The sequence below is a fragment of the Thaumasiovibrio clandestinus genome, assembly GCF_047250365.1.
Classification (GTDB): domain Bacteria; phylum Pseudomonadota; class Gammaproteobacteria; order Enterobacterales; family Vibrionaceae; genus Thaumasiovibrio.
Map to the genome: position 1 here is coordinate 24,372 of NZ_JBLBVL010000009.1, position 13,157 is coordinate 37,528.

Annotated in this window: 12 protein-coding genes and 1 pseudogene; 11 read left to right on the plus strand and 2 right to left on the minus strand. The window is 42.9% G+C overall.

Going from position 1 to position 13,157, the window contains the following annotated elements; translation table 11 throughout:
* Positions 1–11 precede the first annotated feature (11 nt).
* The 4 genes from coaD (at position 12) to ACKLNH_RS13200 (ending at position 2,735) form a co-directional block, all read left to right on the plus strand.
* The gene (gene coaD, locus ACKLNH_RS13185; protein WP_413112725.1) at positions 12–491 is read left to right on the plus strand and encodes a pantetheine-phosphate adenylyltransferase; all 480 of its coding nucleotides are present in this window, start codon (positions 12–14) and stop codon (positions 489–491) included.
* Positions 488–1,459, plus strand: a complete 972-nt coding sequence (locus tag ACKLNH_RS13190; RefSeq protein ID WP_413112726.1) for a glycosyltransferase — start codon at positions 488–490, stop codon at positions 1,457–1,459. Before coaD ends, ACKLNH_RS13190 begins: the two co-directional genes overlap by 4 nt.
* 100 nt (positions 1,460–1,559) lie before the next feature.
* A complete protein-coding gene (gene tagD / locus ACKLNH_RS13195; RefSeq protein ID WP_413112727.1) occupies positions 1,560–1,946 on the plus strand; it encodes a glycerol-3-phosphate cytidylyltransferase in 387 nt (128 codons plus the stop codon).
* Positions 1,947–1,961: 15 nt separating this feature from the next.
* Entirely contained in the window at positions 1,962–2,735 is a 774-nt protein-coding gene (locus tag ACKLNH_RS13200; RefSeq protein WP_413112728.1) for a LicD family protein, read from the plus strand.
* Positions 2,736–2,779: 44 nt separating this feature from the next.
* Here ACKLNH_RS13200 and lpxM read toward each other — a convergent pair whose 3' ends face one another.
* Complete coding sequence (gene lpxM, locus ACKLNH_RS13205; RefSeq protein ID WP_413112729.1) at positions 2,780–3,739, minus strand: lauroyl-Kdo(2)-lipid IV(A) myristoyltransferase; 960 nt, start codon at positions 3,737–3,739, stop codon at positions 2,780–2,782.
* Between the two features lie 46 nt (positions 3,740–3,785).
* Positions 3,786–4,727, minus strand: coding sequence for an ADP-glyceromanno-heptose 6-epimerase (gene rfaD / locus ACKLNH_RS13210; protein WP_413112730.1), 942 nt, complete (start codon positions 4,725–4,727; stop codon positions 3,786–3,788).
* 97 nt (positions 4,728–4,824) lie between these two features.
* Here rfaD and ACKLNH_RS13215 point away from each other — a divergent pair, with 97 nt between their 5' ends.
* From ACKLNH_RS13215 to ACKLNH_RS13245, 7 genes and pseudogenes are all read left to right on the plus strand, one after another.
* A complete protein-coding gene (locus tag ACKLNH_RS13215) occupies positions 4,825–5,466 on the plus strand; it encodes a TetR/AcrR family transcriptional regulator (RefSeq protein WP_413112731.1) in 642 nt (213 codons plus the stop codon).
* A gap of 120 nt (positions 5,467–5,586) precedes the next feature.
* Positions 5,587–6,783 (plus strand): glycine C-acetyltransferase, encoded by a 1,197-nt coding sequence (locus ACKLNH_RS13220; protein ID WP_413112732.1) that lies wholly within the window; start codon positions 5,587–5,589, stop codon positions 6,781–6,783.
* Positions 6,780–7,805: an L-threonine 3-dehydrogenase gene (gene tdh, locus ACKLNH_RS13225; RefSeq protein ID WP_413112733.1), complete on the plus strand. Its 1,026-nt coding sequence runs from the start codon at positions 6,780–6,782 to the stop codon at positions 7,803–7,805. Before ACKLNH_RS13220 ends, tdh begins: the two co-directional genes overlap by 4 nt.
* 277 nt (positions 7,806–8,082) lie before the next feature.
* Positions 8,083–8,228 (plus strand): annotated as a pseudogene (locus ACKLNH_RS13230) (ISAs1 family transposase); the annotation flags it as partial.
* A 615-nt stretch (positions 8,229–8,843) separates the two neighbouring features.
* Positions 8,844–9,599: a DeoR/GlpR family DNA-binding transcription regulator gene (locus ACKLNH_RS13235; RefSeq protein ID WP_413112734.1), complete on the plus strand. Its 756-nt coding sequence runs from the start codon at positions 8,844–8,846 to the stop codon at positions 9,597–9,599.
* Positions 9,600–9,639: 40 nt separating this feature from the next.
* Positions 9,640–11,037, plus strand: coding sequence for a melibiose:sodium transporter MelB (gene melB, locus ACKLNH_RS13240; RefSeq protein ID WP_413112735.1), 1,398 nt, complete (start codon positions 9,640–9,642; stop codon positions 11,035–11,037).
* A 44-nt stretch (positions 11,038–11,081) separates the two neighbouring features.
* Positions 11,082–13,127 carry an alpha-amylase family protein gene (locus ACKLNH_RS13245; protein WP_413112736.1) on the plus strand — a complete coding sequence of 682 codons (2,046 nt, stop codon included), beginning with the start codon at positions 11,082–11,084 and terminating at the stop codon, positions 13,125–13,127.
* Positions 13,128–13,157 lie beyond the last annotated feature (30 nt).

Here is a 13,157-nt window from a genome sequence, read left to right on the forward strand (position 1 = left end):
GCAAATGTATTATGCGAAAAGCAATCTATCCGGGGACGTTTGATCCGGTAACCAATGGCCATTTTGACTTGATCAAACGTGCTGCGAGTATGTTTGAACATGTGATCGTCGGTGTAGCAGAAAGCCCCAGTAAAAAGACGTTATTCTCGTTAGATGAGCGCGTGCAATTACTGCAAGAGACTTGCCAAGCGCTGCCAAATGTCACTATCGTCGGTTTTAAAGGGCTACTGGTGGACTTCGCTCGTCAGCAGCAAGCAACCATCCTTGTACGTGGACTGCGTACGACCATGGATTTTGAGTATGAATTTGGTTTGACCACCATGTATCGTCGCTTAATGCCTGAACTCGAAAGTCTATTTTTAACCCCATCTGAAGAGTTCGCTTTTTTGTCTGCAACCTTAGTACGTGAAGTGGCGATACACGGTGGTGATATTCAAACGTTTGTACCTGAGTGTGTGCAAAGAGCCGTACAATTAAAGGTAAAAACATGAGAATTCTGCTCTATACAACCGCGACATTGCCCGTTAAAAATTATGGGGGAACCGAGCGTGTCGTTTGGGATCTTGCCTTTGCACTCCATTTGCAAAAGCATCATGTTACCTTATTAGCAGGTAAAGGCACCCAGTGTGAATGGGCGCGAGTGATTGAACGTGACCCTTCTCGACCACTGGCAGAGCAGATACCGGCAGATGTTGATGTGGTGCACTTTCATTCAGCGTTTGAGCCAGTGAACAAGCCCTATATTCTTACCCAACATGGTAACTCTAACGGGCCGATTGATCTCAATACCGTCTTTGTCTCTCGTCAGCATGCTGAAAATCATGGTGCGACCGCGTTTGTGTATAACGGACTCAATTGGGATAATTACGCTAAACCAGACTTACACTCTTATCGTCAACGCTTTCACTTTTTAGGTAAAGCAGCATGGCGAGTAAAGAATGTGCAGGGCGCGATTGATATCACCCGTAAAGCGGGAGAGCAGTTAGATGTCATGGGCGGGCACCGGTTTAATCTTAAAATGGGGTTACGCTTAACTTTTGATCGTCATGTCCGCTTTATGGGCATGGTAGATGATACGGTTAAATCACAAGTCATGTCGCGCTCAAAGGGGCTGATTTTTCCTGTGACTTGGCACGAGCCTTTTGGATTGGCGATCACTGAAAGTCTCTACTTTGGTTGTCCTGTTTTTGCTACGCCATATGGGTCGTTGCCAGAGCTAGTGACTCCAGACGTTGGCTGTTTATCGGCGCAGGAAGATGAACTGGTTGCGGCTGTCAAAAACAGTGCTGATTTTTCTGCCAAGGATTGTCACCATTATGCGCGTGATAGGTTTAATGCTGATGTGATGGCCAGTGCCTACTTAGAGATGTATGAGAAGGTCATGGATAGCCAAGCATTAAATACCTCGATGAAAAGTGTCGTTTCTATATTTAGGCGCCTACCTTACGATAAAGGCTAAATATGCACGATGTTGCGTTTAGTATTATTTAGCACCAGTTAGCTGTTTTTTTAATTTCCATTTCGTTATGCTTGCGCCAATTTAATTTATTGGAGCTCGCATGCGAACGGTAATTACTTACGGAACCTTTGATGTCTTTCATGTTGGTCATGTGAGATTATTGAAGCGATTGAAACAGTTGGGTGACAGACTTGTTGTCGGCGTGTCAACTGATGAGTTTAATCATGCAAAAGGAAAAGCTTCGTGCTTTTCTTATTCTGAACGAGTAGAAATTTTGCGTGCATGCCGATTTGTTGATGAGGTATTTCCTGAGCATAACTGGCAGCAAAAGAGTGAAGATATTTTGACATTTAGTGCTGATATCTTTGCTATGGGCCATGACTGGGAAGGAAAGTTTGATCATTTGAAAGAGTTTTGTGAGGTCATTTATCTTCCTCGAACGGAAGGAATTTCAAGTAGTGAAATTAAGGCTTCATTTATTAATTAACACCCTGAGAAATAAATGAATATTGAAGTAGACAGTCAAACCCGTCAGGTACAGCTAACACAGTTGGCGGTATTAAAAGACCTCATTGCGGTGTTTGACCGAGAAAATATCGAGTATGTTGCTGTAGGTGGAACCGCTTTAGGAGCAATTAGGCATCAAGGCTTTATTCCTTGGGATGATGATATTGATATAGCGATGACGCGCGATAATTACGAGCGTTTTTTGTCATTACAGAGTGAGCTGCCAGAGAGCCTATTCATACAGACAGCAGAGACAGATAAACATTACAGCTTATACTTTGCGAAAGTTCGACGTAATAATACTCGATTTGTCGAAGCGGGCTTCGAGAATGCGAAAATTCATCAAGGTATTTTTATTGATGTATTTCCGTTGGATCGCGGGCTAGATAATACTCAGGATAAAGATGAAATAAATGAGCTTATCCGTCGATTCTCTCGTGTGACGAAGTTTTACGCAGGTATTGTTGGTTGTTTCAAATCTCTGTTTTATAGAGCAATTTATCCGCCATCATTAACAGCATATAAGAAAGTTAACGATGCAATGACACGATATAATCAGCAGGGTGATAAACGTTGGGTTGGCTTTCACGGCGATGACTTTTTTACGGATGCTGAGTTATACCCAGTAAGAAGATTGCCATTTGAAGATATTGAAATCTGCGTACCAAATCAATTGGAAAAATATTTGACGGACAAGTATGGCAACTACATGGAAATACCGCCTGAAAATCAGCGAATTACACATAATCCGGTTGAGATTTCGTTATAACAGAGACAAGTAACCACCACCGGTGGTTACTAGGATTTAGTTCTCTAGCGCCCTTCGTAGGGATCTTTGCCATCAGGCTGAGTTTTCAATAATTTAAGAATCCACATATATTGCTCTGGATAAGGGGCAATTTGCTTCTCGACGCAGGCATTCATAATGCGGGCGTCTACCGCTTCATCCCCAGAAGCCAGTCCCTCGATAGCCGGATGGATTTCAATTTCAAATCGCCCTGTGCTGGCGTTATACATCGATGTGACCGGTACAATGTGCGCTCGTGTCACTTTCGCCAGTTTACCTAGCCCCGGTAAGGTGGCTTTGGTGGTGCCAAAAAAAGGTGCAAACACACTGTTTTCCGGACCATGATCCTCATCAGGCAGATAGTAGCCTAAATACCCATCACGTACAGCCTTAATGAAAGGCTTAATTCCAGTGCTGCGATCGTAGACTCGACCGCCATACTGCACCCGTTGACGGTGCATGAGGTAATCTAGAACTTCATCTTTTTGTTTGTTCGCAAAGGCAGCCACGGGCATGCCATATGAGGCCATCAAAATAGCGGCAATATCGATCGCCCACGTGTGGGGAACAAACAGAATAACGTTTTCGCCTTGCTCGGTATGTTGAGTGAGGTTTTCCATCCCTTTGATATCAGAGTGCTGTTGTAGCCAGTGACGGCTACGTAAGCTGACGGCAGCAAAGCCGAGCAGGTAAGTGCCTGCGGTTGTTAAGCATTGCGTTAATAGCGAGTGGCGCTCTTGCTCGGTTTTCTCAGGAAAACAGGCTTTCAAGTTGTATTTGGCTTTGTATATGGAACCGCGATTTTTTTTAGCCAGTTTGCTGGCCAGTTTCATCGCAATCCAAGCTCGAAAGCGAACAGGCGTTAGTGCTAACGGTAATCCAAGTAGAACCGTTAACCAAGTACCCCAGTACTTAGGTTTAAGCCAAGCGTTTTTAAATGTTGGGTTATAAGCGATAGGGTCGAAGTCGTTACGGGGTGTGCTCATAATGGCCTTCTAAAGGGTGGGCACGCGTGCCCACCGTTATGTGAGTTTAACTGATGATCTGCAAGTATTCAGCGGTACCTTCTGCCACCGTTTTAAAAGCCACATCACAGCCAGCAGCACGTAACTTGGTAAGATCCGCCTGAGTGTATGCTTGATAAGCGCCTTTAAGGTGCTCTGGGAATGGGATGGTTTCAATTTCTCCCTTACCATGGTGGGTAATAACGGCGTTCGCAACGGCTTGGAAAGATTCAGCGCGACCTGTGCCACAGTTGAAAATGCCAGAAACGCCATGTTCAAAGAACCATAGGTTGACTTTACAAACATCGCCGACGTAAACGAAATCACGCTTGAAGGTTTCACTGCCAGCGAACAATTTGGGGTTTTCCCCGCGCTGGATCTGTTCGTTGAGGTGATAGGCGACCGATGCCATGCTGCCTTTATGTTCTTCGCGTGGGCCGTAGACATTAAAGTAGCGGAATCCGGTGATTTGCGACAGGGTTTCACCATGGTCAGCGGCGTCTTTTTGTAAGCGGCGGACATAGTTGTCAAACTGCTGCTTCGAGTAGCCGTAGACATTGAGTGCGCCTTCATATTGGCGTTCTTCAATGAAGTCTTTATCACGTCCACCATAGGTGGCTGCGGATGAGGCGTACAAAAACGGAATATCGCGCTCTAAACAGTAGTGCAATAACTCTTTAGAGTACTCATAGTTGTTGAGCATCATGTACTTGCCGTCCCACTCGGTGGTCGCCGAGCAAGCACCTTGATGGAAGACTGCTTCGATGGAGCCAAAATCATCGCCCGCCATAATCTGCGCAATGAAATCTTCTTTGTCCATGTAGTCTGTAATATCGAGATCGACGAGATTCTTGAACTTCTTTCCGTTCTTTAGATTATCAACAACCAGTATGTCGTTGTGTCCTTGCTCATTTAAGGCTTTTACAAGGTTACTGCCAATCATGCCAGCGCCGCCGGTGACTATAATCATTGGGCTATCCTGCATTATTCATTTCAAATAAAATCATCTACTCGTTCTATGATACCATCAAACTATCGGTTTATGCTGCATAGAGTCTGAGATAGAGATGAAAACCCGCGAACGCATTATTCACGCAGCCCTTGAGCTATTTAACGAGCATGGGGAAGCGAATGTCACTACCAATCATATCGCCGCGCATTTAAAAATTAGCCCTGGAAATCTCTATTACCATTTCCGCAATAAAGAGCAGATTATTGATAGCATCTTTGATGCATATGCGCAGGATTTGCAATTGAGTTTTACCCCTCAAGCACAATACGGCTCTGAAGAGTTGTTGACGTATCTTGATGCCATTTTCATGTTGATGTGGCGCTACCGTTTTTTCTATGCCAATTTGCCCGATATTCTTCGCCGTGACGAGCAGTTACAGGAAAAGTATCTGATCGCACAAGAAATGGTGCACCAAAATGCGGTGACTTTGTTAGAAAGCTTCCGTGAAAATGGACTATTGTCATTAGGTGATAAAGAGATGCAGGGGTTAGCGAACACATTAAAGCTGGTTATCTCCAGTTGGGTCGCTTATCAAACTGCCCAAGCGCCGAAAGCGCGTATCACAAAATCTGTGGTCTATTTGGGCGTACTTCAGATCCTATCGATAGTGAAGCCGTTGACAACGGGGCTGGGCAAACAGCGTGTGATGGAACTTGAATCACATTATAGTGATCAAGCGCAGCAAGATTTGCTTTAGGTGTCACTTTTATACAAGACTTGAATGCCTCCACTCGTAACAATGACCGCACTAATCCGTTTAGACGGTATGATTGTCTAATTACATCGGTATTTCACCGATAATTAAATGGGAGTGCTCATGTCAGCTTCTTTCTATCAGCAAATTCAGCAACAATTGGATGAAGTAAAGGCCGATGGTCTTTACAAAAGTGAGCGGTTAATCACGAGCTCACAACAGGCACAAGTGGATGTGTCTACAGGTGAACAGGTACTTAATTTCTGTGCAAATAACTACTTGGGTCTGGCTAATCATCCTGCGTTGATTGAAGCCGCTCAGTCAGGCATGGATAAGCACGGCTTTGGTATGGCGTCGGTACGCTTTATCTGTGGTACCCAAGACATTCATAAGCAGCTTGAGCAAAAGCTGTCAGACTTTTTAGGAATGGAAGATACCATTCTTTATTCATCGTGCTTTGATGCCAATGCGGGTCTATTTGAGACCATCCTTGGTCCTGAAGATGCGATTATCTCTGATGCGCTTAACCATGCATCCATCATTGATGGCGTGCGTCTGTGTAAAGCGATGCGTTTCCGCTACGCTAACAACGATATGGTTGAGCTAGAAGCACAGCTAAAAGCTGCGCGCGAGAAAGGCGCTCGTCACGTTCTTATCGTGACTGACGGTGTGTTCTCAATGGACGGCGTGGTAGCAAATCTCCCTGCCATTTGTGATTTGGCCGATAAGTATGAAGCGCTAGTGATGGTCGATGACTCTCATGCTGTGGGCTTCATGGGTGACAATGGCCGTGGTACTCACGAATTCCATGATGTTATCGATCGTATCGACATCATCACCGGTACCCTAGGTAAAGCCATGGGTGGCGCTTCTGGTGGTTATACTGCCGGTAAGAAAGAGGTGATTGACTGGTTACGTCAGCGTTCACGTCCATACCTGTTCTCTAACTCGTTAGCTCCAGCGATTGTATCGGCATCTATTCGTGTTATTGACCTGCTAAAAGAGAGTGGTTCACTGCGCGATCAACTATGGGAAAATGCTGCACACTTCCGTACCCGTATGGAAGCAGCAGGCTTTACCATGGGCGGGGCTGATCATGCGATTATCCCAATCATGCTGGGTGATGCCAAAGTGGCGGCAGATTTCGCTGAGCGTGCACTCGTACGTGGTATTTATGTGGTTGGTTTCTCTTTCCCTGTAGTTCCTCGTGGTCAAGCGCGTATTCGTACGCAAATGTCTGCCGCGCATAGCCGTGAGCAACTCGATCAGGCGATTGACGCCTTTATTGAAATTGGTAAAGAGATGGGGCTGATCAAATGAAAGCACTAGCAAAACTAAAAGCAGAACCGGGCATTTGGATGACTGAGGTTGAGAAACCTGAGTTAGGACATAACGACCTGCTAATCCGCATTAAGAAGACCGCGATTTGTGGTACTGATGTTCATATCTACAACTGGGATGAGTGGTCACAAAATACCATTCCTGTGCCTATGGTTGTTGGTCACGAATACGTGGGCGAAGTTGTTGGTATTGGCCAGGAAGTGCGTGGCTTTGAGATTGGCGATCGCGTTTCTGGTGAAGGGCATATCACGTGTGGCCATTGCCGCAACTGTCGTGGTGGCCGTACTCATCTGTGTCGTAATACCACGGGTGTTGGCGTTAACCGTGAAGGGGCATTTGCTGAATATCTGGTTATTCCAGCATTCAACGCGTTTAAGATCCCTGAAGGTATCTCAGATGATCTTGCTTCAATCTTTGACCCATTTGGTAACGCTGTTCACACTGCGCTATCGTTTGACCTGGTCGGTGAAGATGTCCTGATCACCGGTGCTGGCCCTATCGGTATTATGGCAGCCGCTGTGGCAAAACACGTTGGTGCACGTCATGTCGTGATCACCGATGTTAATGAATACCGCTTGGATCTTGCACGCAAGATGGGTGTGACTCGTGCGGTTAACGTTGCAAATGAAAAACTAGAAGATGTGATGGCAGAACTGGGCATGACGGAAGGCTTCGATGTTGGCCTAGAGATGTCTGGCGTTCCTGCTGCATTTAACTCTATGCTGCAAACGATGAATCACGGCGGTCGCGTTGCACTGTTAGGTATTCCACCATCAGATATGGCGGTAGATTGGAATCAAGTGATTTTTAAAGGCTTGGTGATTAAAGGTATCTACGGACGTGAAATGTTCGAAACATGGTACAAGATGGCAAGTTTGATCCAATCAGGCTTAGATCTAACACCAATCATCACCCACCACTACAAAATTGATGACTTCCAGGAAGGTTTCGACGTTATGCGCTCAGGCATGTCAGGCAAAGTTATCCTTGACTGGGAGTAAGGGATTTTAAAGAGATAAGCGCTGTATTGTTGATATATAATTGGTTATATCATCATGAAAATGGTCAATACAGCCTTATTTAGCCTCGAAATAGCCCCAATTTAGCGTCAAATCCCTATTAAGTTAGCCCCATGATCTTTTGGGGCTAAAACCAATCACTATTTCTGTTTTCTTCCGCTAATAACTGAAATTTATCTATTTTTTATTGAGCCAATATTGGTGTTAATAACATTCATGGTTTTCGCAACAACCAAACTAAACCGACATTAGTGACTTGATGAGCGTCTATCTAGATGCTTTCTTTTGCAGTGATCCAAGATCTCGCCAGTCGGTTAAGATTTCGTCCCCATTGTTCGATATTTTATTTCTGACAGTATGTGCTACATCCTAGGTATGGATGACTGGGAATATATTGAAAACTTTGCTGAGCTCATGACCCTACCAATAAGACTGTATCTTCGATTGAGCCTAGGCAGCGTCGAGACAGCTTTTTATGATTGATGACGGTGGCTCAGACCCCTTCCGCGAGTAAAACAATAACGCGCCATCTAATATAAATTATGTGATACGGGTAGTGAAATTGCCTACTTTGGCAGATAATCATCGGGATATTTTGCCCACATTGCCGAGTTGAGGCCTAAAATGGCTATTTTCTTGAGTAATAGCTTACAATTCTTCATAGATATTACATTAATAGCGTTTATCTAAGGTGAATAGGGTTACAGCTAGCTTCATGCCGCAATTAAGTCTTAAACAGGTGACTGATTTCCATAATCTTGACAGACTATTTAAGGTTAAATATAAGCCTTATCTATTAAAGGCAAGGAAATTACTTTGTGAGTTGCCTGTTTAGATATTGATGGTTACCCGTTTTTCGCCCGTATTAAAGTTTTCGGTCAAATTGCAGTGAGATCTGGTTCATGATTTTTATCAATACGATCATTTCATTGTGATAGGAGTCAAGTTTTACATCATGGAAATATTGAATCAAATATATTTATTTTATTGTTTCATCAGAACGCAGCAGATGAGAGACCTATGAAGAAGAGCGATAAAAGAAGGGTAGGTATTATGAATCATCTTTATATTCATGAAGAATGTGATGTGATTAATCTCTCTAGTGTTTTTAATGTGTCTGTAGAAACAATTCGTAGAGATCTGAATGTTCTTGATTCTTCTGGTCAACTTCTTCGCACTCATGGTGGTGCAAAGGTAATGGATAATACCGATATTGGCAGTTCATTTTCAAGAAGGATGAAAACGAATGCCGAAGGAAAGAGGGTTATTGCAAATAACGCACTTGATTACATATTAGAAGGCGAAGTGATTGGTTTAGATGCAAGCTCAGCATCATGGTTTCTTGCGCAGGCAATACCCAATATATCATTGACTGTGATAACTAATTCTCTTGATATAGTTCAAGTTTTGTCAAAGAAAAACAACATCAACACTATTTGCCTAGGTGGTAGTTATTCTGAGAAATACTCTTCTTTTTATGGAAATCTTACAACAAAGAATCTGCAAAGATTATCGATAGATATGCTGTTTATGGCCTGTAGTTCATTCGACCCCATCAAAGGTGTTTGGGAATCAAACGAACATAACGCGACAGTAAAGCAAGCTATGATTAGCTCATCAGATAAGGTTGTTTTACTTGCTGAAAAAAACAAGAGAAATAAAAGAGGATTAATAAAGCTTGCTGACTTTGAAGATATAGACATTATTATTACAGATGATGAATTATGTGCTCTTGATAGTCGAAGCCTGGAAGGTAAAGATATACTCGTAATATAAATTCAGACTAAAGTTAATAAAGATTGTTTATGAGGGAATTATGAATAATAGAACAATAAGTGAAGCAATGCTTTCTGATGACATCCCCCTACGTACTAAAATATCGTATGGCCTAGCAGGCCTTGGTAAGGATATGACTGTCGCCGTAGTAATGATATATGCAATGTATTACTACACGGATATTATTGGCTTAGCTCCGGCGCTCATCGGTACATTATTTTTCGCAGTGAAGTTCTGGGATGCGATTAATGACCCGGTAATGGGAATGCTTGTCGATACAACAGAGTCACGTTTTGGTCGAATCAAGGGTTGGCTGCTTGGTGGTGCGATATTAAACAGTGTGCTCTTGGTTGCTCTGTTTAGCGCCCATCATCTTGAAGGTTCAGTTCTTATTGCTTACGTTATAGTAACTTACATTCTATGGGGTATGGCGTTTACAATGTATGAAATACCGTTTTGGTGTATTTTACCAAACATTGCTAAGACGCAGCGTGCAAAAGAGGGGCTAGTTACATACCCTCGAACCATGATTAGCATTGCTTGGCTAATTATCGGCTCTTTCTTTTTGCAAATTGCCAATAAAATGGGAGGCGGAAATGAGACGGTAGGGATCACGATTTTTGTTATTGTTCTCTCAATTTTCTTCCTGATCTCAGCGGTTAACTTGGCAGTCAACTTTAAAGAGAATGTTGAAGTAGGCAAAAAAGAGAAAACATCGTTCAAAGATGTGTTTAAGATTTTAAAGTCAAATGATCAGTTTTTGGTTCTTTTTGCCGTCGTTTTATCTTTCTTCATGATTGTTAGCACTGTACTGTTCTTTGCTATCTATTATTTCACTTACGTAATCAATAGTACTGAGCTATTTGCATTGTTTATGCTAGTTGCAGGTATTTCTGAAGTTGTCATGCAGCTGTTGGTACCAAAGCTATTAAAATTGACAACTCGTGAAAATCTTACTAAATTGTGTTTCCTACTGCCTCTTATTGGTTGTGCCATTCTGGCTTACTCTGGCTTCTTTGCACCAGAAAGCAAATTATTGGTCGCAACAGGCTCTATTATCATCCGAGCAGCACATGGTATTATGCTCATCCTAATGATATTAATGCTGTCTGATTGTATTGATTACGGAGAATACAAAACAGGTCTTCGCTCTGAAGGTATAATTTTCTCTGCGATGCCAATGCAATTTAAATTTGGCCAAGCAATTGTAAGCTTTATTATGGGAGTTGGACTGTCAATAAGTGGTTATGTGCCGAATGTCGAGCAGTCGCCTGAAACTATTGCTGGAATGCAGGCAATATTCTTCCTTGTTCCTATTGCCGCATGCCTACTTTCTTATGTTATTTATACAAAGTTCTATAAGTTGAAAGGTGACTATCTTGAGAACTATAAGAATATGAGTGCCGAGAGACAAATCAAAGAAGAAGTATTGGTATAGTTTAAAAAATTTAATCATCACTAATAATGTTGGATAATAAAGTTATGAATGTAAATATTAATCAGCGTCAAATTCATTTAGATTTTCATACCAGTGATTTAATTCCAGATGTAGGTAAGCATTTTGATGCAGAGAAATTCGCGAGCACATTGCAAGAAGCAAATGTAAACTCGATAACCTGTTTTGCACGATGCCACCATGGTAATCTATATTATAAGTCAGAAATTCACGCCGATCACATACACAAGAATTTGGCCATTGAAGATTTACTAGGCAAACAGATAGCTGCGTGCCATAGCGTTGGGATTAAGGTACCTATTTACACTCCAATCCAGTGGGACCAAAAAATTGCAACCTTGCACCCTGAATGGTTGATGCGTAATCAAGATGGCAGTGTTATTGTCAATCTAAATGACAGTGCGCCAACGGCTGAGCAAGGATTCTACTCATACCTTTGTGTAAATACAGAGTACGCTGAATTTATTAAAGAGGAGACAGTTGAACTCTTAAATAAATATGATGTTGATGGTCTGTTTTACGATATTGTAAGGGTAAAAGACTGCTCATGTGATGCTTGTGTCGGCATGATGAAAGAGAAAGGCATTGACTATACAGATAAGGCTGAGAGGATTAAGTTCTATACAGAAACGCTTAATAAATTCAGAGAAGAGATGTCTGGATTAGTACGCTCAATCAATCCTGAAGCAACGGTATATTACAATACTAGCCATATTTTCCCCGATTATCGCGAGTTTATTGATACCTTGTCTCATGTAGAGGTAGAGTCCCTTCCTTCTGGGGAATGGGGATATGACCATTATCCTGTCATCGGACGCTATTCTCGTATGTTCGATATGCCGGTTCTGTCAATGACAGGGAAATTTCAAACATCTTGGGGTGATTTTCACTCTTTCAAAAATCTTGAGGCGCTTGAATATGAGTGCTTCCTGCCGACGGCGTTCAATACCGCATGCTCCATTGGCGACCAAATGCATCCAGATGGCACTTTGTCAGAGACCACATATAACTTGATCGGGCAGGTATATAATAAGCTAGAAGAAGCTGAAGCGTATATTATCGGTGCTGAGGCACTGGTCGAAATTGGTTTGTTTAATACCGAGGAGTGCTTTGCCGGACTAGAGCAAAAAGAAGTTGAAGATCCTGATCTGATCTCGAAGTCTCTCACGGCGGCCTCTAATATCCTGCAAGACAGTGGATTCCAATTTGATGTTATTGATTCGACTGTTGAGCTGTCGAAGTACAAGCTTCTCGTTTTCCCTGATGACTACCGCTTGTCGGCGCAGCTCACAGAAAAAGTTAACGCATTTATGGCCACAGGTGGCAAGGTGTTGATGTGTGGTATGACGCCATTTAATGACGAGTTATCTTCGGCGCTGATCCCTGGTGTAGGAGTTAATCCGAAAGGCAGAATCACCCATAAACTTGATTACTTTAAGCGTACAGCAGCGCTTGAGCATCTTCAGGAGCAGGGCATTCCTGAAGAGGAGCTAGTGATGTATTCCGGTAGTGTTGAAGTCTCTGCTGAGCCGGGAAGTACTGTACTTGGCGAGGCCATTGCGCCTTACTTCGACAGGGAAGGGACTAACTTCTGCTCACACCGTCAAACACCTTCGTCGCGTAAGGTTATTCACCCTTCTTTGGTGGCGACTGAGCAGTCTGCATATTTTGGTAATCCGGTATTTGAGATATATGCCGATAAAGGGGCTCGCTGGATCCGTACATTAGTTGCAGATCAATGTAACGCACTGTTGGGTAAGCCGTTAGTTAAGCACAACGGACCAAAATCACTTATTACAACTGTGAATAAACAAGAAAGTCATGGTCGGTATGTTATTCACTTGCTCAATTATGTTCCTGAGTCAAAGTGCCGCGAATTACTGATCGTCGACTCTAAGCCAGTGGTTAATAACTTAACGCTTACTTTAACCCTTGCGGATGTAAAAGAGGTGATTCCGACCGATGAGCTGTTGCAGCTAGAGGATGTTTTGATTGAGGAAGATAGCGTAACCCTAACGATTAAAGAGTTTCAGGGGTATCAGATTATTGAATTACCGTATAAAAGCAGTTAAATAACCTCAGATCTGTATTAAGAGAGTTCT